The sequence below is a fragment of the Aeromonas bivalvium genome, from assembly GCF_000819765.1.
GTDB lineage: Bacteria > Pseudomonadota > Gammaproteobacteria > Enterobacterales > Aeromonadaceae > Aeromonas > Aeromonas bivalvium.
Map to the genome: position 1 here is coordinate 93713 of NZ_CDBT01000061.1, position 20095 is coordinate 113807.

Sequence of the window (20095 nt, forward strand, 5' to 3'; positions counted from 1 at the left end):
GCCTGGGGCCATGATAACGGCCTCGCCAGGGCGGGTCTGTGACTGAAAACGTTACCTGACTCAAGGCGTTAGCCTGTCGCACTCAGCCCGCACCGGGCTCGGGGAAACCCTCCCGCTCGTCGACGGGCTTGATCAGGTGGTAGACCTCATGGGCCGACAGGGTGCAGCCCGAGGGCCACTCCAGCTGGTGGCGGCGATTGATGAAGACACGGGCACAGCGCCGCTCCGTATCCAGCGCCGCGAACAGGGGCTGGCTGCGCCAGGGGATGAGATCCAGCACCCCCGTGGTGCCGTCGGAAAGCACCACGAACAGAGACCAGCCCTGCATATATTCCACATCGATGAAGACCGGCATCCTTTCGGCTCCGATTGAGAAAATCCGGCGCCATTATAGGCAAGCCCCCCTCCCCGCTGTGCAGGCGGGATCACAGTTTTTCCAGTCGTTTATGCTGGCCGCCTGGCGAGGCAAACCGGCGCGCAGGGTATAAAGATCCATTTAAATGACAATGAGACGCAACCTTTCCCCTTTCCCCGTGTCTTACCAACAACAATAAAATAATGTCTGAAGAAACAGGCATATACAGGCTCATATCAGGATCTCTTAATGACACAGCTCAAACGATGGCTCGGCCCTTTCTGGCCGTTTGCCTGCTTTTCCTTGTTCGCTCTCTGCCTGCTCGGCTTCTCTCGCCTCGGCCTTGCTCTCTGGCAGGCGGATCGCGTCAGTGCGGTCGATGGTTGGGGCACCATACTGTTGCAGGGGCTCAGGGTCGACTTCGCCACCCTCTGCTGGGTGTGGGGCATTCCCGCCATGTTCACCATGCTGCTGGCCGGCCCCCACGGGGCAGGGCGGGTCTGGCTCTCCCTGATGAGAGTCTGGCTGACCCTGAGCCTCTGGCTCATGGTGTTTCTGGAGATCTCCACCCCCGCCTTCATCACCGAATACGGGGTCAGACCCAACCGTCTCTATATCGAATACCTCATCTATCCGAAAGAGGTGCTCTCCATGCTGTGGGCGGGCCGCAAGGGCGAGCTGCTGCTGGCGGTCCTGGTCAGCCTGCTGACCCTCTGGGGTGGCTGGCGTCTGTCGGGGCGCCTGCTCGGCGGGCTGTCGCTGCCACGCTGGCCCCTGCGTCCTGTGTTTGCCCTGCTGATCCTGGCCATCGGCTTTCTCGGCGCCCGCTCCAGTCTGGGGCACAGGGCCCTCAATCCCGCCATGGTCGCCTTCGCCGACGATCCCCTGGTCAATGCCCTGACGGTCAACTCCTCCTACTCCCTGTTCTTTGCCATCAAGCAACTCGGCAACGAGGAAGATGCCGCCAGCATGTACGGCACCCTGCCGGATGAGCGGGTCATCGAGATAGTCCGGGCCGAGAGCGGTCGTCCCGCGGCCGCCTTCGACTCGGTCAGCCTGCCGAGCCAGAGCGTCAACCCCGCCAGCCATCAGGGCAAGCCGAAAAATCTGGTGATCCTGCTGCAAGAGAGCCTGGGCGCCCAGTTCGTCGGCTCCCTCAGCGGCCTGCCGCTCACCCCCAACATAGATGCCCTGTCCCGGCAGGGCTGGGCGTTCGAGCAGCTCTATGCCACCGGCACCCGCTCGGTGCGCGGCATAGAGGCGGTCGTCACCGGCTTTACCCCGACGCCGGCCCAGGCCGTGGTCAAGCTTGGCAAGAGCCAGACCAACTTCTTCACCCTGGCGGACCTGCTCAAGCAGCGCGGCTACAGCACCAGCTTCATCTATGGCGGCGAGAGTCACTTCGACAACATGCGCAGCTTCTTCCTTGGCAACGGCTTCAGTCAGATAGTCGAGCAGAAGGATTTCAAGGATCCCGTGTTCGAAGGATCCTGGGGGGCCTCCGACGAGGATCTGATGGCCAAGGCCAATGATACCTTCGAGGCGCTGCACAAGGAGGGCAAACCCTTCTTCAGCCTGGTGTTCAGCTCCAGCAACCATGACCCGTTCGAGTTCCCGGATGATCGCATCGAACTGTATGAACAGCCCAAGGCGACCCGCAACAACGCCGCCAAGTACGCCGACTACGCCATCGGCGAGTTCTTCAGGAAGGCCAAGCAATCCGAATACTGGCAAGACACCCTGTTCCTGGTCATCGCCGATCATGACAGCCGGGTCGGTGGCGCCAGCCTGGTGCCCATCCCCCGCTTCCATATCCCCGGAGTCATAGTGGGGGACGGCATAGCACCTAAACAGGACAGGCGCATCGTCAGCCAAATCGACATGGCGCCGACCCTGCTCTCCCTGATGGGCATAAGTGCCAGCTACCCCATGCTGGGCCAGGATCTGACCCGCACGCCGGACGACTGGCCCGGACGCGCCATCATGCAGTACGACAAGAACTTCGCCCTGATGCGGGGCAAGGATGTGGTGATACTGCAACCCGAGCAGGCGGCCGAAGGCTTCGTCTATGACGCGACCGCCCAGACCCTGCGCCCTGCGCCCCAGTCAGATGCCATGAAGGAGCAGGCACTGGGGCTGGCGCTGTGGGGCAGCATGGCCTATCAGCAGGGGCTCTATCGCACCGCCGACACCACAGAGACAACCCCCAAGCAGCAGGGGAGCTATCGCACTGCCGACACCACAGAGACCGCGACCAAGCAGCAGGGGCTCCATCAACCCCCAGAAAACGCCGATACCGTTGTCAGATAGTGCCCGCCATGCACCATGAAACAACCCGCCAGCAGGCGGGTTGTTTCATGGTCGGCGAGGCGGTCAGGTGGTCAGAAAGCAGGGCAGGGAGCGGCTGAACCTGTGCTCGAACACCAGGGAGGTCTCGAGGTGCACCACCTCCTCCCGGGAGGTGAAGTGGTCGAACACGAAATTGCGCAGATGTTCGGTGTCGGCGACGCACAGATGCACCAGGAAATCATCCTTGCCTCCCATGTGGAACAGGCTGATCACCTCGGGCAGCAGCAGGATGGCGTCGCGAAACTCGTCGATGATCTGGCGGCTGTGGCGCGCCAGCTGCAGCGAGACCATGGCCTGGATATGACCGCCGAGGGCCTGGTGATCGACCTCGCAGTGGGCCCCCTTGAGCACCCCATCCTGCTGCAGCTTGCGCACCCGCTCCAGGCAGGTGGAGGGCGCCACCCCGACCAGGGCTGCCAAGTCCTTGTTGGTCATGCCTGCATCACGAAACAGGTGTGCCAGGATATCCAGATCCAGCTGATCCAGGTTTCTCATCTCTACTCCTTGAACCGATCAAATTGTCCCAACTCTGCCCGACAAGCGCCGCAAACACAACGCGCAAGACGCCAGGGGCCACGACCTGAGGCCCCAGCAGTCGGGCTGGTCGGCATCATGGCGATGCACGTCAATAAATGTTTGCTTTTTGCCCAGCTTGCCGCCATAGTGTGCGCCGGCTAGTCAATCAGCCCTGTTTATGTTCGCAATGCTTCACCTCACGATGAATCCTGCCAGTACCCACATAACCTTCCTCTGATTCACTCGCCTTGAGAACCGTCAGGCTGTCTGCCTGCGTTGCCCGGCTCTCACGGTGCAGACCCGATCTGCCCACCCAAATACACTATGCAACCGCATAGTCCTTGGTGCATTCCTTGACACAGTGCAGACGCCCCTGACAGGGCTGGGTATTCCTGCGTGGTTCTGACCACGCCCATTGACCTGACATTTGCAAATACAAGGAGCAAACACTTAATTTATATAGAGAAATACCATGATGAAAGCCATACAGACACACAAACCCCTGCGTCGCAGCAAACCCATCAACCTGCCCCCGCAAGAGCAGGATTCCGATGCGTTCCTGATCCAGTTCAGCACCCGCTTCAGCGGCGGTTTTGCCATCTCCTGTGATGGTATCGCCGGCGAGTTCTCCATCGAAGACCTCAACTGATCCCGCCTGCCCCTCGGCAGCGCACGATGCACAAGGGCCGCAGCTCACGGCGGCCCCCTTGTCCAACGATCCGCCTCCTTCCCGCCAACAGACTCCCAGCTGCCGCCTGTCGCCATGTCACGGCTCAGACCAGAGTGGTTTCAGCTCCGGCAGCCTCAAGCAGCAGACACGCGTCCGCATCCTCGCTCAATTTCACCAGGCGACTCTGCACCAGCCCCAGCTTGGCCAGCAGCGCCACCGAACGGGTATTGCCCGGAGTGACGATGGCGATGACCCGGGCGATCCCGAGCCGCTCCCGACCATCCCGCAGCGCCGCCTGGGCCGCCTCGATGGCATAACCCTGGCCGCGATAGGCGGGCAGGAAGGCATAGCCTATGTCTTCGCAGGGCAGGCTGTCGCGCCTGATCAGGCCGCAGATCCCCAGCTTGGCGCCGTCACTGCGGCGGGCGACCAGATAGAGGCCGTGACCATGATGGGCATAGCTGACGGCGGGCCCCTGCTGTATGTAATGCTCGGCATCGGCCAGGGTGCGCACCCCGCGATCGCCGATGTAACGGTGGAAATCGTCATCGCTCAGCAGGGCGAGGATGAAGGGGGCATCGGCGCAGGTCAGCTCCCGCAGGATCAGGCGATCGGTAACAATCATGGGTTCTCTCACAGCAGACCATGGATGGGATTCTCAAGACTGCCCCCGGAAAGGGCCGATGGCAAGAGCCCTCACTCGGATCGGACGCCTCCCCCGCGGGCAGGTTATACTGGCCGCTCTTTTCTGACACAGCCCGAGATGACCTCATGAACGACACCCCCCATGACGATGCCAACGACACCGAATTTTTCGACGAGAAGACCCTGCTGGAGATGGTCGACAACCAGCTGCTCGATGGCCACCCGCTCCAGGTCAAGGCGACCCTGATGCGACTGGTGATGAAGGGCACCCCGCGGGAGGAGGCGTTGCAGTACATCGCCTGTGCCCTGGGCGCCGAGCTGATGGCCATGGAAGCGGATCAGGGCCCCTTCAATGTCGAGCGTTACGCGCAATTCCTCGACACCTTGCCCGAGATGCCCTGGGCCGAGTGAGCCGGTACGCCACCTCGAACGGGTAGGATCCCGCCACAGCCGTTATCATTAACTCCCACCGGATTGAGGAGTATCGAACATGCGCTGGCAAAACCGTCGTGAGAGCAACAATGTCGAGGATCGCCGCCAGCAGGGCGGTGGCGGCAGGGGGGGCCTGCCCCTTGGCGGCAAGGGACGCCTGATCCTGCTGGTGGTGGTCATGGTCGCCGGTTACTACGGTGTGGATCTCGGCCCCCTGCTCAATGGCCCGGATCCGGGTCAGTCCATGTCGCAGCAAACCGGGGCAGGTCAGCCGGGCAAGTCCGCCGCGGATGACGAGCTGGCGCGTTTCACCTCTGTGATGCTGGCCTCGACCGAAGATACCTGGGGCGCCATCTTCCAGAGTGCCGGCAGCCGCTACCAGCCTCCCAAGCTGGTGCTCTACCGCGGCGCGACCCGCACCGGCTGCGGCCAGGGGCAGGCCGTGATGGGCCCCTTCTACTGCCCCGCCGATCGCTCCGTCTACATAGACCTCTCCTTCTACCAGGACATGAAGACCAAGCTGGGGGCCGACGGCGACTTCGCCCAGGGTTACGTGGTCGCCCACGAGGTGGGCCATCATGTCCAGAACCTGCTCGGCATCTCCACCAAGGTGCGCCAGCAACAGCAGGGGCTGAGCCAGGCGCGCCAGAACCAGCTGTCAGTCAAGCTGGAGCTGCAGGCCGACTGCTTCGCCGGGGTCTGGGGTCATCAGATGGAACAGGAGCAGGTGCTGGAGCGTGGCGATCTGGAGGAGGCCCTCAACGCCGCCCAGGCCATAGGCGACGATCGCCTGCAACAGCAGAGCCAGGGGCGCGTGGTGCCGGACAGCTTCACTCACGGCAGCTCGGCCCAGCGCCTGGAATGGTTCAAGCGGGGCTTTGACAGCGGGGATCCCGCCCGCTGCGACACCTTCGCCGCCCGCTGATCCCGGAAAAAGGGGCCGGATCCTGCCAGGATCCGGCCCCTTTCGTCACAGCTTCCCTCGGCCGGGGTCGCCGAGGGATCCCCATCCCATCGTCATCGTCGCCCTCGTCAGGCTGGCCCGCAGGCCGCCCCCTCCTCCGGGTCTGCCGGCAGCAGATCGGTAAACAGGAAGTCATCCCGCAGCACGCTCTCCCCCACCCGGATGGCCAGGGGCCGCCGGAACATGGGGCCATCAAAGGCCAGGGTATGGAACTCGCCGTTCTCGCCGCAGGGGTCCACCCCCGCGGGCAGGGCCGCCAGCAAGGCGTCATCGAAGGCGTGCCCCCCCAGGGTGGCCGGCAGCTTGCGGGGATCCAGGCAGCTGATCCGGGCCCTGAGTCCGGCGGCCATCATCTCCCGGGCAAGTTGCGCGGTATCGCTGCCCCAGAGCGGAAACAGGGGGCGGATGCCAGTGCCTTCGAGCTGTTTCTCTCGATAGGCGCGCACGTCCTCGAGGAAGAGATCGCCAAATGCCATATGGCGGACTCCGCTGGCCACCACGCCCGCGATGAAGTCGCTCATGACCCGGCCATACTCCTCGTTGCTGCAGGGCCAGGGCAGGTCGATGCAGTGCAGTGGCAGCCCCACGCACTCGGCCTGCTCCGTCAGCAACTGCTTGCGTACCCCGTGCATGGCCACCCGCTCGAACGCCTGGTTGAGGGTGGTAAACAGGCCCACCACCTCGATGGCCGGATCCTGGCGCAGGCGATGCAAGGCCCAGGCGCTGTCCTTGCCGCTGCTCCAGGAGAGCAGGACCCGTGTGGGGGCCACATCCCGTTGTTTCATTCGTTTCTCTCCTCATGGCACCACAGGATTGCAAGACTGTGTTGCACATTGCGCGATTTACACCCAGGGACACAAAAGCATACTCTCGAGGGTGAGCGTACCCCGGTACAAGGGGGAACAATAACGAAAAAATAATGGGGAAACATAAGGATATGACAACAGCCGCCCAATCAGATGGCCATGCCCGCCCACTCAACCGGCAGGATTACAAGACCCTGAGCCTGGCCGCCCTCGGCGGTGCCCTCGAGTTCTACGACTTCATCATCTTCGTCTTCTTCGCCGTGGTGATAGGCGAACTCTTCTTCCCCGCCGACATTCCCGAGTGGCTGCGCCAGTTCCAGACCTTCGGCATCTTCGCCGCCGGCTACCTGGCCCGCCCCCTGGGGGGCATCATCATGGCCCACTTCGGCGATCTCATCGGTCGCAAGCGCATGTTCACCCTCAGCATCATCATGATGGCGCTGCCCACCCTGCTGATCGGCCTGCTGCCTACCTATGCCGCCCTCGGCATAGCGGCGCCCCTGTTGCTGCTGCTGCTGCGGATCCTGCAAGGGGCCGCCATCGGCGGCGAAGTGCCGGGTGCCTGGGTCTTCGTGGCCGAGCACGTGCCCGCCCGCCGCATCGGGGTCGCCTGCGGCACTCTCACCGCCGGGCTGACCGCCGGCATACTGCTCGGCTCCCTGGTGGCCACCGCCATCAACCGCGGCATGAGCCCGCTGGAGGTGAGCGAGTGGGGCTGGCGCCTGGCCTTCATCCTCGGCGGCGTGTTCGGCATCGTCGCCATGTACCTGCGCCGCTGGCTGCACGAGACCCCGGTGTTTGCCGAGATGCAGGCCAACAAGACCCTGGCCGAGGAGCTGCCCCTCAAGACGGTGCTGCGCGAGCACAAGGGCAGCGTCATCGTCTCCATGCTGCTGACCTGGCTGCTCTCCGCCGGCATAGTGGTGGTGATCCTGATGACCCCCACCTATCTGCAGAAGCTGCATGGGGTCAGCCCGGCCGATGCCCTGACTGCCAACTCCCTGGCCATCCTGGCCCTCACCCTGGGCTGCATCGTCTACGGCCGCCTCATCGATGCCATTGGCAGCGGTCCCACCTTCGTGCTGGGCTCACTGCTGCTGGCAGGCGCCAGTTACGCCTTCTACCACGGTCTGCAGGCCGGCACCGAGCAGCTGGTCCCCCTCTACACCCTGGCGGGCTTCGCGGTGGGGATTGTCGGTGCCGTACCCTATGTGATGGTCAACGCCTTCCCGGCGGTGGTGCGTTTCTCCGGGCTGTCGTTCTCCTACAACGTGGCCTACGCCATCTTCGGTGGCCTCACCCCCATGCTGGTGACCCTGTGGATGAAGCACGACGTGCTGGCGCCCTCCCACTATGTGATGGCCCTGTCGGCCCTCGGCTGCCTGCTCGGCCTCTTCCTCTGGTCCAGGCAGCGCAGCCAGCGGCAGGCCGTGCCACAGGCGGCCTGATTTACCCAGGCTCGGGGCTCCTTTGACCCCGGCAAAAAACCGCCTGCTACCCCGCGCCCCGACCCTGGTCGGGGCGCAACTATATGGCCTGTGTTCAGCATGGTCGGCATAAGCTAGCCTTCCCCTGAGCCTGGCGGTTGCCAGGCTGGTATCCATTCAACTCTTTCGAGGCTCAAGATGTTCTTCCAGGTCGTATTTCTCGCCTTGCTGGCGCTGCTGCCCATGGTCAACCCACCCACCACGGCCACCCTGCTGCTGGGGCTGAGCAAGGGCATGTCCCGTGAACACGTGCGCCGCCAGATCAACCTGGCCGCCCTCTATCTGTTCGCCACCCTCTGCGTCAGCTTCTTCATCGGCTCCTCCATCCTGGATCTGTTCGGGATCTCCATCCCCGGCCTGCGCCTGGCCGGTGGCCTCATCATCGCCTTTATCGGCTTTCGCATGCTGTTCCCCGCCCCCGCCCAGGCGGGTGACGCCGACATCAACCAGAGCATCGCCTTCGTGCCCCTCACCATGCCCAGCATGTGCGGCCCGGGCACCATGGCCCTGGTGATCAGCGGCGCCGCCCAGATTGCCGAGCTGCCCGCCGAGACCAACCGCGTCGTCATCTACGCCGCCATGGTCACGGCGTTCGCCCTGATGAGCCTGCTGAGCTGGGGTGTACTGAAACTGGCGGATCCGGTCTGCAAGCTGCTCGGCGCCACCGGCATCGACGCCATGACCCGCATCATGGGCTTCCTGCTGGTGTGCATGGGCATGCAGTTCTGCATCAACGGGGTCAAGGAGGTCGCCCAGGATCCCGTGTTCCACTGCGCCCCCGTGACCCAGAGCGCCCCTGCCAAACCCGCCCCCCTCGACTGACTGGGGCGGTTTTTCACCCCCATAAATGACAAAACCCCGGCACAGGGCCGGGGTTTGACGGGAACGGGTAACGCCGCCTGGGGACAATGCAGGCTAGGAAGTGCCGCCCACTGTGAGCTGATCCAGCTTGAGGGTGGGCTGGCCGACCCCGACCGGCACGCTCTGCCCCTCCTTGCCACAGACGCCGACCCCGCGATCCAGGGCAAGGTCGTGACCCACCATGGAGACCTGGCTCATGGCCTCGGGCCCGTTGCCGATCAGGGTCGCGCCCTTGATGGGGGCGGTGATCCTGCCATCCTCGATGAGGTAGGCCTCGGAGGCGGAGAAGACGAACTTGCCTGAGGTGATGTCCACCTGGCCGCCGCCGAAGTTGGGGGCATAGATCCCCTTCTTCACCGAGGCGATGATCTCCGCCGGATCGTACTGGCCCGCCAGCATGTAGGTATTGGTCATGCGCGGCATCGGCAGGGCGGCGTAGGATTCGCGCCGGCCGTTGCCGGTCAGCGGCACCCCCATCAGGCGGGCGTTCTGCTTGTCCTGCAGGTAGCCCTTGAGGATGCCGTTCTCGATCAGCACGTTGTAGCCCCCTGGTGTCCCCTCGTCATCGATGGAGACGGAGCCGCGACGCCCCGGCAAGGTGCCGTCATCGACTATGGTGCAGTGCCTGGAGGCAACCTGCTCGCCGATACGGCCAGAGAAGGCGGACGACCCCTTGCGATTGAAGTCCCCCTCCAGGCCGTGACCCACCGCCTCGTGCAGCAGCACGCCGGGCCAGCCGGCACCGAGCACCACAGGCATGGTGCCGGCCGGGGCATCGATGGCATCCAGGTTGACCAGGGCCTGACGCACGGCTTCGCGCACATAGCCGAAGGCACGGCTCTCGAGGCCATCCAGCTCCAGGAACCAATCGTAGCCAAAACGGCCACCCCCACCTGCGCTGCCCCGCTCGCGCCGCCCGTCCCGCTCCGCCAGCACAGTGATCGAGAGCCGTACCAGGGGGCGCACATCGGCCGCGAGCGTGCCGTCGGTGGCCGCCACCAGTATCTCCTCATAGACGCCGTTGATGGAGGCCATCACCTGGCTCACCGCAGGATCCAGACTGCGGGCGAACTTGTCCATCTGCTCGAGCAGGGCGATCTTCTGGTGCTTGTCCAGGGTCTGCAGGGGATCCAGGGCCGGATAAAGCAGGTTCGCGGAGGTTCTGGCCCACGCCTTCACCTTGCCCTCTCCCCCTGCTGCTGCGATGCCGCGGGCGGCGGTGACGGACTGGGTCAGGGCCCGCAGGCTCAGCTCGTCAGAATAGGCGAAGCCGGTCTTCTCGCCGCTGACGGCACGCACCCCCACCCCCTGGTCTATGTTGTAGCTGCCATCCTTGACGATGCCGTCCTCCAGCATCCAGGACTCGTGCCAGCTGCGCTGGAAATAGAGATCACCAAACTCCACCTGATGGCTCATCAGGCTGCCGAGCAGCTGCTGCAGGCGCCCTTCGTCAAGATCGTTCGGGGCCAACAGGGAGGCACTAACCTGGCTCAATAGACTCAATCTTCTTCTCCACTCTCGTAACGAGCTGTTTTAAATCGTCTTGCCGACGGGTTGGCAACAAGCCACACCATCACAACAAACGGGCATGGGTCAGCACTGGCATGGTGCGATGCAATTCGTCGATAAGCCCAAGCTCCATCTTCGCCAGCACGGTGCCGCGCCCGGACTCTTTGCTCGCCACCACCCGGCCCCAGGGGTCGATCACCATGCTGTGGCCCCAGGTCTGGCGCCCGGTCTCGTGAGTGCCCCCCTGGTTGGCGGCCACCACATAGCACTGGTTCTCGATGGCGCGGGCCCGCAAGAGCGGCTCCCAGTGGGCCTCACCGGTCACGGCGGTGAAGGCGGCGGGCACCAGCAGCACCCGGGCGCCGACCCTAGCCAGCTGGCGATAGAGCTCGGGAAAGCGCAGATCATAACAGATAGAGAGGCCGAGGGGACCAAAGGGGGAGTCCACCAGCACGCACTCCTGACCAGGACTGAAAGTCTCCGACTCCCGGTAGCGACCGTGGTTGTCCGCCACGTCCACGTCGAACAGGTGGATCTTGTGGTAGTGGCCCTTGAGCTCGCCGCTGGGGTCGAACACCAGGGTACTGGTGTGGATATGGTCGGAATCGGCGATGGTGGTCGGCATGGCGCCCGCCACCAGCCAGATGCCGTAATCTCTTGCCCATTCGGCCAGTTGCTGCTGGATGGGGCCAGCACCGATCTCCTCGGCACCATCCAGATAGCCCTGACGCTCGCCAAACAGGGCGAAGTTCTCAGGCAGCAGTACCAACAGCGGCCGCTCTTTGGGCAAGGCCGCCAGTTCTGCGGCGATCTGCTCCCGGTTATCCTGCCAGTGACGGCCAGAGACCAGCTGCATCGCACATAACCACATGGCACACTCCTTGTTCGTCACGGGGATGGGGTCTCAGCGCTGGGACGGGCCATCATGCTTGGGATTGAGCAGGAAGGGGCTCACCTCCTGACTCTCGGGAGCCAGGGTAGGCGCCACGGCGTCCACCGCCTGCTTCTGCTCCTGATTGAGCTTGATCATGGCCCGGTTGCGGCCCGCCTCGATCAAGCGGGGGGCATCGATGGGGCCCGAGACCCGAAAATCGATGCGGGTGATCACGTCCACCACGGGTTCGAGCAGCTTGGAGAGCGCCAGCACATAGAGCCCGGTGATGGGGGTCAGGGAGAAGGCCGCCACCACCGGCAGCGTGCCCCCCAGGTTGGGGGAGAAGCTGAGGTCGTAGTCCACATGCCAGCGCACGAAATCCAGCACCCCCTCTCCCCTGAGATTACCCGCGGCGCCCTTCATGTAGAAGTCATTGTTGCGAGCCACCCCCTGGCTGATGTCGGCACTGGCGGACATGGACTCGAAATAGAAGCCCTTGTCGAACACATCGCGAAAATCGAGGCGCAGCTTGCGCAGCAAGGAGTCCAGGCTCAGCAGGGAGAGCAGGCGCGCCCCCTTGTCGTTGACCTCCCGCAGTGTGCCCCCCTCCAGCTGATAGTCGACCTTGCCGGCCAGGCTCCCGAGTTGGGGGCGGTAGGGCACATCCTGCCAGCGGAGGCTCGCCTTGGCCTTGGCCGGCGCATCGCCGATGGGCGAGGTGTAGCCGAGCCGCTTGAGCAGCAGCTCGCTGTTCTTGCTGTTCGCCTCCAGCCGGACCCGAGTCTCCATGCCGCCGGCCGTGGCGAGCCAGTCGGCACTGCCGCTGAGGCGGCTGTTGGCCAGCGCCATCTCCAGCCCCTTGAGGCTCACCTTGCCGGCGGAGGGCACCAGCTCCCCCTTGATCGAGCCCAGGGGCAGCTCGCCGAAGCGGCAATCCACGCAATTGAAGGTGAGCCAGGGCACGGCGGCCATGATGGCCCTGTCCTGGCTCGCGTCGGCCTTGGGCCGCAGATCCTGGCTGCTGCCGGACCAGTGGATGCGGGCGAACCTGGCATCCACCGGCTGCCCCGCCGCCAGGGGGATGCGCACCACCCCCATCACGTCCGGGCTGTCTATCATCACCTCGCTGGCCCCGGCCACGGGGCCGACCGTGAACTGCACCGCCTTGAGCAGGGCAGTGCCAAGGCGCGCCTGGGCGAGCTGGCCATCCACCCACCACTCCTGGGGCAGAAAGGAGGGCCCCACCAGGGCGGTGGCGCCATCGGCCCGTGCCGGCAGCCAGCGGCCGAGCGCAGCGAGCCAGCCCGCCACATCGGCGCCGGGCTGATTGATGGCAATCACCATGGGCTTGTCCCGCAGCACCCGGTTGCCGGCCCGTCCCACGTCCAGCCGCAGCCGCCGCAGGTAGGGGCTCGCCTCGCCATAGACCAGGCTGCTCTGCAGCGCCACGTCCGACCCGAGGGCACCATGGATTTCGGCCACCCCCTCCTGGCCGCGCACGCTCACCTTGAGGGGCCGACGCGCCCCCGCCTCCTTGGCGAGGGGGTCGGGCAGGGTGAGGGCCATGCCCTGCAAGTTGCTGTCGAGGCCGAGCTGGAAGTTGAACGGCTTGCCCTCGGGCAGATTCAGCACCAGCTTGCCACGCCAGTCGCTGCGCCCCTGCAAGATGGCAAGGCTGCGGATCTGCGGCGGCTGACGGGCGCTGTCCCAGCTCCCCTTGAGGTCGAGGTCGACCCTATATCCCCCGGACGTCTGCTTGCCCAGATAATCCAGGGTCAGGGGCTGATCCCACAGGCTGGCCTTGAGGCCGCGAAAACGGGTCTGCTCGTTGTCATAGTCGAGCCGACCCTGCACCCGCGTCAGGGGCAGATCCAGGGCCGCCACCCGCACCCGGTTGTTGTTGAAATCGGCGTGGCCTTCGGCCTTCACCTCCCCCTCGCCATCGAGGGGGATGTCCAGCTTGACGCTGCCGCTGAGGGGACCACGCACCTCCAGCTCGCTCAGGGCCTGCCCCACCGTGCCCTTCAGGGGAGAAGCCTGCAGATAGTCGCTGATGGCCTTGCCCTCTCCGGCGACCCTGGCGTCGATCAGGAGATGGGCCCCGGGGTAGAGATCCGGGATCCAGGCATGGACATCGTCGGAACTCGCCTTGCCAAGCCGGGTGGCGCGGCTGCGCATGTCGAGGCTGGCGTTCTGGAACAGCAAGTCAATCTGCAGATCGGTGAGGGGCTGCCAGTCCGGATCGAACTGGAAACGGGCGCCTTTGAGGGGCACCGCCACCTGGAAGATGCCCTCGCCCCTGGCGTAAGGGAAGTCCTTGAACTCGCCGTACCAGAGCAGATCCGCCCCCTTGGCCTGCCCCCCCTGGATGGCGCCGCTCAGGTAGTCCACCAGGCTCTTGTCCATCACCTGCAAGGGGAAGTAGCCGTCGGCATGGGCGGCATTCTTGACGTCGACGCGCCCGGTCAGGGCGAGGAAGGGGTGTTCGAACAGCTCGAGTCGAAAACGGCTGGCGAGGGTCAGGTCCGGGTTGTCCAGGGCGATGTCCCGGCCGTAGAGCACCCAGCCCTGTGGCGCCTGCCACCAGTCGAGCCGCGCCGAGAAATCGTCGATGGGAATGACCCGCTTGAAGTGGCGGGCCGGGTCCAGCTTGTCCTGGCTCATCCCTAGCCGGGCGCTGCCGCCGTCGGGAGTGAGCCAGAACTCACCGTTGAGATCCCCCACCCCTGGCACGTCCTGCCAGGCGTTCACCTTGAGGTGGGAGAGCCGGCCGCTCAGGGAGAGCCCCTGCCAGTCCCCATCGGCCTGCAGTACCAGATCCTGCAGCTGCCCCTCGGGCTGGGTCTGCTTGAGGGTCTCGGTCAGGCGGGGGTAGAGGGCGGAGACCAGCTGGCTCAGGTTGGCGATCTGCGCCAGATCCACCGAGGGCACATAGCCCTGGATCCGGTTGCCGATCCGCTCCAGTTGCAGCCGGCTGCGCAGCCAGGGCTCGCCGTCGAGCCTGAAGGTCATCTCGTGGCTGGCGAGCTGCCAGTCATCCCCGTCCCGACGCAGCTGCACCTTGCCATCCTTGAGGCCGAGGCGGTGGGCCTCGCCCTTGGGGTCCTGCCAGATGAGGTAGTTATCGCCAAACGCCAGCAGGGAATCCCCCAGCCGGCCGTCGGCGAACGAACTCCACAGCTGGAAGTCGAGCTGGCCCTCCACCCTGGGGTCGCCCTGGTGAATGCGGGCCAGCAAGGGCCCCAGATTGAGCCGGTTTGCCCCCAGATAGATCTGCCCCTCCAGCCGATCCAGCCGGTGGGAGGGGGTGGTCACGTCGACGATAAGGTCGAGGGTACTCTCCCCCACCCCCTCCACCAGGTAGGCCTTGCCCACCCCCTGATGGCGGCTGCCGCTGTTCTGCCAGCGCAGGCTCGCCACATTGAGGGCGCGCACTGCCCCCAGCGCCGTGGTGACGCTGACGCGGGTGTCGTGCACATCGAAGGTGTCGAGCTGGGTCAGCAGGAAGCGCAGCAGGGCGCGCTGCTGGCCATCCGGTCGCGCCGGGCTGGCGTCGGCCGGCTGGCTCAGATCGAGGTGAATGTCCCCGTCGCCGAGCTGCAACTCCCCAAACACAGGCCTGAGCCGTTGCAGGGATTGCCAGACGTCGAGGTGGGCCCACACCTTGCCAAGGCGCAGGGAGAAACGGCCCGAATCCGGGGCCAGGGTGAAGTCACTCAGGGTCAGCGCCGGTCCGCGCCGGGTCCAGTCCAGCCCCACCGCGGCCACGCTGGCCTCGAGCTGGGTGCCTCCGAGCAGCTGATCGAGCAGGGCCTGGCGATGCTGGTTGAGCAAAGGCCCCCCTACCCGTACCAGGCTGACCAGGATGGCCAGCAGTACGAAGAAGATGCCCAGGGCCAGCCAGCCCCGACTCAACCAGCGATAGATCACTACATCATCACCACATCGAATTGTTCCTGGCCGCAGAGGGGTTCACTGATGACCCGCACCTGCTTGCCGATGAAGACTTCCAGCTCCGCCAGGCTGTGGGACTCCTCCCCCCGCAGATAGTCGGACACCGCCGGGGCGGCGTAGACGGTGAACTGATCCGCGTCGTAGGCGCGATTGACCCGGATGATCTCCCGCAGGATCTCGAAGCAGACCGACTCCACCGTCTTGACCCGGCCGCGTCCCTTGCACTCGGGACACTCGGAGCAGAGCACGTGCTCCAGGCTCTCCCGGGTCCGTTTGCGGGTCATCTCCACCAGGCCGAGCTGGGAGAAACCGTTGACGTTGGTCTTGGCCCTGTCCTTGGCCAGCGCCAGTTCCAGGCTGTGGAGCACACGGCGGCGGTGATCCTCGGACTGCATGTCGATGAAGTCGATGATGATGATGCCGCCGAGGTTGCGCAGCCGCAGGTGGCGGGCGATGGCCGCCGTCGCCTCGACATTGGTGTTGAAGATGGTCTCTTCCAGGTTGCGATGGCCGACGAAGGCGCCGGTGTTGATGTCCACCGTGGTCATGGCTTCGGTCTGGTCGATGATGAGGTAGCCGCCGGATTTCAGCTCCACCTTGCGCTCCAGGGCGCGCTGGATCTCGTTCTCCACATCGTAGAGATCGAAGATGGGGGACTCTCCTGCGTAGTAATCCAGCTTGCCGGCCAGCTCGGGCACGTACTCCTCGGTGAAGCGCTTGAGCGCCTCGAAGCTCTGGCGCGAGTCCACCCGGATCTTGTCGAGCTCGGCGCCGACGAAGTCCCGCACCACCCGAAAGGCCAGGCTGGGATCCTCGTAGAGGATCTTGCAGGGGGGGTACTTCTGCTTGCGCTCGAGGATCTTGCGCCACAGGCGCTTCAAGAAGGCGGCGTCCTGCTCCAGCTCCTGCTCCCCCACCCCTTCGGCGGCGGTGCGGATGATGTAGCCACCCAGATCGTCCACATAGCCGGCCACGGTACGCTTGAGGCGTTCCCGCTCCGCTTCGGACTCGATGCGCTGGGAGACGCCGACGTGGGCACTGCCCGGCATGAACACCAGGTAGCGGGAAGGGAGGGTGATGTCTGTGGTGAGGCGGGCACCCTTGGTACCGAGCGGGTCTTTGACCACCTGCACCATGATGTCCTGCCCCTGGCGCACCAGCTCGGCGATGTTACCCGCCTGGAACTGCTCCTTCTCCTTCACCGCCACGCATTCGGTGTGGGGCACTATGTCGGAGGCGTGCAGGAAGGCGGCCTTGTCCATGCCGATGTCGACGAAGGCGGCCTGCATGCCGGGCAGCACCCGGCTGATCTTGCCCTTGTAGATGTTGCCCACTATGCCGCGCTTGGCCTGGCGTTCCACATGCACTTCCTGCAGCAGGCCGTTTTCGACCAGGGCAACCCGGGTCTCCGAGGGGGTGACGTTCACCAGCAGTTCTACCGACATAAGTTACCTTGTCTGTTCTAGTTTGAATTCTGGGCAGCCATCCGGCGCAGGGCGGAGGAGGTAACGGGGCAGAACGAAGAGACTCAGCCTGCCTGTTCCAGATGTGCCTTGATCAGAAGATCCGTCTCCAGCAGGGGCAGGCCGACCACGGCGCTGTAGCTCCCCTCGATGCGGCTGACAAATTTGCCCGCTATCCCTTGAATGCCATAGGCCCCGGCCTTGTCGCAGGGCTCGCCGGTGCGCCAGTAGGCCTCGATCTCGGCCTCGTCCAGCTTGCGAAACGCCACATTGGTGGTGACCAGCCGCACGTCGCAGCGCTCCGGGGTGGCCAGGGCCACCGCCGTCATCACCTGATGCACCCGGCCCGACAGTGCCTCCAGCATATCCTTGGCGTCGAGTAAATCCGAGGGTTTCTCGAGCACCCGATCGCCGAGCACCACTATGGTGTCGGACCCCAGCACCGGCAAGGCGCTCGGGGCGATGGCCAGTCCGGCCATCGCCTTGTCCCGGGCGAGGCGGCAGACGTAGTCCTGGGGCTTCTCCCCTTCGAGGCGCTGTTCCGGCACATCCAGCCTGAGCACTTCGAAGCGATAACCCAGCTGGGTCAGCAGCTCACGACGACGGGGCGAGCCGGAGGCGAGATAGAGTTGCAGTTCGTTGTGTTTGCTCATAATCACTTGATATTGAAGCGGCGGCGCACCTTGCGCAGCACCAAAAACACCCAGGGCCATATTAACATCGTGGAGAGGGTGGACCAAAAATAGGCCAGATTGAGACTGGCACGACCGAACAGATGCTCGGCCCAGAAGATGGTGAGCTTACCCACCAGGGAGAGCAGCCCTATGATGAAGGCCTGCTGCCAGAGGGAGAAGTTGCGGATCTTCTGGAACTGGAAGGCCGCCAGATAGGTGCTGATGGCCATGGCCATGGCCCGCACGCCGAGGGTGCTGCCGAGCAGCACATCCAGCAGCAGGCCCGCCACCCAGGCGGTACCGACGTTGGCCCTGTGGGGCAGCGCCAGGGCCCAGTAGATCAGCACCATGGCGAGCCAGTCCGGGCGAAACGGCTCGAATTGATGGGGCAGCGGCATGATGGAGAGGCTCAGGGCCAGCATGACCGAGAACCAGATCCAGACTCGCCCGCTCGCGGGTTGCAGCATCAGGGGGTCGCTCCCGCGGCCGGAGCGGCAGGCGCAGCACTCGCCGCCGCCTCGTCATGGACCTCAGGGGTCTTGTCGGTCCACAGCAGCAGCAGGTAGCGCAAGCGGTCCAGCGCCACCAGGGGCCTGGCCTCGACCTGGGCGAAGGGCTTGCCCTCCACGTAATCGGATCGGGTCACGGTCGCCACCGGGTAACCTTCCGGGAAGCGGCCGCCGAGGCCAGAGGTGACCAGCAGGTCGCCGACCTGGACGTCGGTGTTGCGGGGCAGGTTGCGCAGCTCCAGCTTGTCCAGCTCGCCGCTGCCGGAGGCGATGGCGCGCAAGTCGTTGCGCAGCACCCGCACCGGAATGCCGTGGCTGGAGTCGGTGATGAGCAGGACCCGGCTGGTGGTGGAGCCCACGTGGAGCACCTGGCCGACCACCCCCTGATCGTTGATCACCGGCTGGCCGTTGTAGACGCCGTCCAGCGCCCCCTTGTTGATCAGCACCTGATGGCTGAAGGGGTCGGAATCCACCGACAGCAGCTCGGCCACCATCTTGCGGGACTCGTTATGGACGGGCGAACCGAGCAGCTCCCGCAGACGCTGGTTCTCGTGCTCCAGATGATCCATCTTGAGCAGGCGCGAGCGCAGGGTGAACAGTTGCTGCTCCTGCTGCTTGGTCTGCTCGATGAGATCGGCCCGGGTCTGCACCTGGGTCGACATGGTGTCGAGCAGGGAGCCGGGGGCATTGGCCATGTATTGCAGCGGGCTGACCAGGGAGCTCAGATAGACGCGGACGTGACTGAACACACCGAAGCGGGAATCCGCGACGATGGCAGCAACCGAGATGATGACGGCGAGAAACAACCGTAACTGAAGCGAAGGGCCTCTACCAAAAATGGGTTTCATGAGTCGTCAAAAAAGAGCCGGCGCTCGGCCGGCTTTGGGTCTTATTCGTAGTGGAACAGATCGCCACCGTGCATGTCGATCAGCTCCAGCGCCTTGCCGCCGCCGCGGGCGACGCAGGTGAGGGGATCTTCGGCCACGACGACCGGGATGCCGGTCTCTTCCATCAGCAGACGGTCGATGTCCTTGAGCAGGGCGCCACCACCGGTCAGCACCATGCCGCGCTCGGAGATGTCGGACGCCAGCTCGGGCGGGGACTGCTCCAGGGCCACCATGACGGCGGAGACGATGCCGGAAAGCGGCTCTTGCAGCGCTTCCAGGATCTCGTTGGAGTTCAGGGTGAAGCTGCGGGGTACCCCTTCGGCCAGGTTGCGACCGCGGACTTCGATCTCGCGCACCTCTTCGCCCGGGTAGGCGGAGCCTATCTCGTGCTTGATGCGCTCGGCGGTGGCTTCCCCGATCAGGCTGCCGTAGTTGCGACGCACGTAGCTGATGATGGCTTCGTCGAACTTGTCGCCACCGATGCGCACGGACTGGGAGTAGACCACGCCGTTCAGGGAGATGATGGCCACTTCTGTGGTACCACCACCGATATCGACCACCATGGAGCCGGTCGCTTCGGAGACCGGCAGGCCGGCACCGATGGCGGCAGCCATGGGTTCATCGATCAGGTAGACCTCGCGGGCACCGGCGCCCAGGGCGGATTCCTTGATGGCGCGACGTTCCACCTGGGTGGAGCCACAGGGTACGCACACCAGCACGCGGGGGCTGGGGCGGAAATAGTTGTTGTCGTGAACCTGCTTGATGAAGTGCTGCAGCATCTTCTCGGTCACGTAGAAATCGGCGATCACGCCGTCTTTCATCGGACGAATGGCGGAGATGTTACCCGGGGTACGACCCAGCATCTGCTTGGCGGCATGGCCGACGGCAGCGACCGATTTGGCGTTCCCGCGCTCTTGGCGAATGGCGACAACTGAGGGTTCGTTAAGGACGATCCCTTGATCTTTTACGTAGATCAGGGTGTTGGCAGTTCCCAAATCGATCGACAGATCGTTGGAAAAGACGCCTCTGAGCTTTTTGAACATGGCTACGGGAAATCCTAAGAATTTGGAGGTGCAGAAAACCGGCTAACTTTACCAATGCCCACCCCAATGGGCAAGCGCTCAAACTGTCGCCAATCAA

At 64.5% G+C, this 20095-nt stretch carries 17 protein-coding genes and 1 pseudogene; 6 read left to right on the plus strand and 12 right to left on the minus strand.

All coding sequences use genetic code 11. The annotated features are described in order from the left end of the window. Positions 1 to 82: 82 nt before the first annotated feature. Complete coding sequence (locus tag BN1119_RS17530; protein WP_042001131.1) at positions 83 to 355, minus strand: DUF2442 domain-containing protein; 273 nt, start codon at positions 353 to 355, stop codon at positions 83 to 85. Between the two features lie 249 nt (positions 356 to 604). On the opposite strand from BN1119_RS17530, the pseudogene BN1119_RS17535 reads away from it, so the two are divergent. After that, a pseudogene (locus BN1119_RS17535) lies at positions 605 to 2557 on the plus strand (LTA synthase family protein); the annotation flags it as partial. 171 nt (positions 2558 to 2728) lie between these two features. On the opposite strand, the gene BN1119_RS17540 reads toward BN1119_RS17535, so the two are convergent. Continuing rightward, positions 2729 to 3199, minus strand: coding sequence for an Lrp/AsnC family transcriptional regulator (locus tag BN1119_RS17540; RefSeq protein ID WP_042001133.1), 471 nt, complete (start codon positions 3197 to 3199; stop codon positions 2729 to 2731). 493 nt (positions 3200 to 3692) lie between these two features. Here BN1119_RS17540 and BN1119_RS20275 point away from each other — a divergent pair, with 493 nt between their 5' ends. Beyond that, on the plus strand, positions 3693 to 3869 hold the full coding sequence (locus BN1119_RS20275) for a hypothetical protein (RefSeq protein ID WP_084205547.1): 177 nt from the start codon (positions 3693 to 3695) through the stop codon (positions 3867 to 3869). 124 nt (positions 3870 to 3993) lie between these two features. Here BN1119_RS20275 and BN1119_RS17545 read toward each other — a convergent pair whose 3' ends face one another. Then, the gene (locus BN1119_RS17545; RefSeq protein WP_042001135.1) at positions 3994 to 4515 is read right to left on the minus strand and encodes a GNAT family N-acetyltransferase; all 522 of its coding nucleotides are present in this window, start codon (positions 4513 to 4515) and stop codon (positions 3994 to 3996) included. Between the two features lie 146 nt (positions 4516 to 4661). Between BN1119_RS17545 and BN1119_RS17550 the strand changes: the two genes are divergently transcribed. Both BN1119_RS17550 and ypfJ read left to right on the plus strand, forming a co-directional pair. Further along, positions 4662 to 4946, plus strand: coding sequence for a hypothetical protein (locus BN1119_RS17550; protein WP_042001137.1), 285 nt, complete (start codon positions 4662 to 4664; stop codon positions 4944 to 4946). Positions 4947 to 5025: 79 nt separating this feature from the next. Next, the gene (gene ypfJ, locus BN1119_RS17555) at positions 5026 to 5892 is read left to right on the plus strand and encodes a KPN_02809 family neutral zinc metallopeptidase (protein WP_042001140.1); all 867 of its coding nucleotides are present in this window, start codon (positions 5026 to 5028) and stop codon (positions 5890 to 5892) included. Positions 5893 to 5999: 107 nt separating this feature from the next. Here ypfJ and BN1119_RS17560 read toward each other — a convergent pair whose 3' ends face one another. After that, entirely contained in the window at positions 6000 to 6701 is a 702-nt protein-coding gene (locus tag BN1119_RS17560; protein ID WP_167335487.1) for an adenine nucleotide alpha hydrolase, read from the minus strand. Between the two features lie 167 nt (positions 6702 to 6868). Between BN1119_RS17560 and BN1119_RS17565 the strand changes: the two genes are divergently transcribed. Together BN1119_RS17565 and BN1119_RS17570 are read left to right on the plus strand one after the other, a co-directional pair. After that, positions 6869 to 8185 carry an MFS transporter gene (locus tag BN1119_RS17565; RefSeq protein ID WP_042001146.1) on the plus strand — a complete coding sequence of 439 codons (1317 nt, stop codon included), beginning with the start codon at positions 6869 to 6871 and terminating at the stop codon, positions 8183 to 8185. 177 nt (positions 8186 to 8362) lie between these two features. Beyond that, positions 8363 to 9046 (plus strand): MarC family NAAT transporter, encoded by a 684-nt coding sequence (locus tag BN1119_RS17570; protein ID WP_042001149.1) that lies wholly within the window; start codon positions 8363 to 8365, stop codon positions 9044 to 9046. A gap of 93 nt (positions 9047 to 9139) precedes the next feature. Here the strand turns inward: BN1119_RS17570 and tldD are convergent, their stop codons facing one another. The 8 genes from tldD to BN1119_RS17610 all read right to left on the minus strand — a co-directional run bounded on the left by tldD (position 9140) and on the right by BN1119_RS17610 (position 19998). After that, on the minus strand, positions 9140 to 10588 hold the full coding sequence (tldD, locus tag BN1119_RS17575; RefSeq protein WP_042001153.1) for a metalloprotease TldD: 1449 nt from the start codon (positions 10586 to 10588) through the stop codon (positions 9140 to 9142). Between the two features lie 70 nt (positions 10589 to 10658). Further along, positions 10659 to 11465: a carbon-nitrogen hydrolase family protein gene (locus BN1119_RS17580; protein ID WP_042001155.1), complete on the minus strand. Its 807-nt coding sequence runs from the start codon at positions 11463 to 11465 to the stop codon at positions 10659 to 10661. Between the two features lie 33 nt (positions 11466 to 11498). After that, entirely contained in the window at positions 11499 to 15398 is a 3900-nt protein-coding gene (locus BN1119_RS17585; protein ID WP_042001158.1) for a YhdP family protein, read from the minus strand. Continuing rightward, positions 15398 to 16867: a ribonuclease G gene (gene rng, locus BN1119_RS17590; protein WP_042001162.1), complete on the minus strand. Its 1470-nt coding sequence runs from the start codon at positions 16865 to 16867 to the stop codon at positions 15398 to 15400. Before rng ends, BN1119_RS17585 begins: the two co-directional genes overlap by 1 nt. An 83-nt stretch (positions 16868 to 16950) precedes the next feature. Beyond that, positions 16951 to 17538: a Maf family protein gene (locus tag BN1119_RS17595; protein WP_042001165.1), complete on the minus strand. Its 588-nt coding sequence runs from the start codon at positions 17536 to 17538 to the stop codon at positions 16951 to 16953. A 2-nt stretch (positions 17539 to 17540) separates the two neighbouring features. After that, positions 17541 to 18026 (minus strand): rod shape-determining protein MreD, encoded by a 486-nt coding sequence (gene mreD, locus BN1119_RS17600; protein WP_042001168.1) that lies wholly within the window; start codon positions 18024 to 18026, stop codon positions 17541 to 17543. Next, the gene (gene mreC / locus BN1119_RS17605; RefSeq protein ID WP_042001171.1) at positions 18026 to 18916 is read right to left on the minus strand and encodes a rod shape-determining protein MreC; all 891 of its coding nucleotides are present in this window, start codon (positions 18914 to 18916) and stop codon (positions 18026 to 18028) included. Before mreC ends, mreD begins: the two co-directional genes overlap by 1 nt. A 41-nt stretch (positions 18917 to 18957) precedes the next feature. Continuing rightward, positions 18958 to 19998, minus strand: a complete 1041-nt coding sequence (locus BN1119_RS17610; RefSeq protein WP_005308111.1) for a rod shape-determining protein — start codon at positions 19996 to 19998, stop codon at positions 18958 to 18960. Between the last annotated feature and the right edge of the window lie 97 nt (positions 19999 to 20095).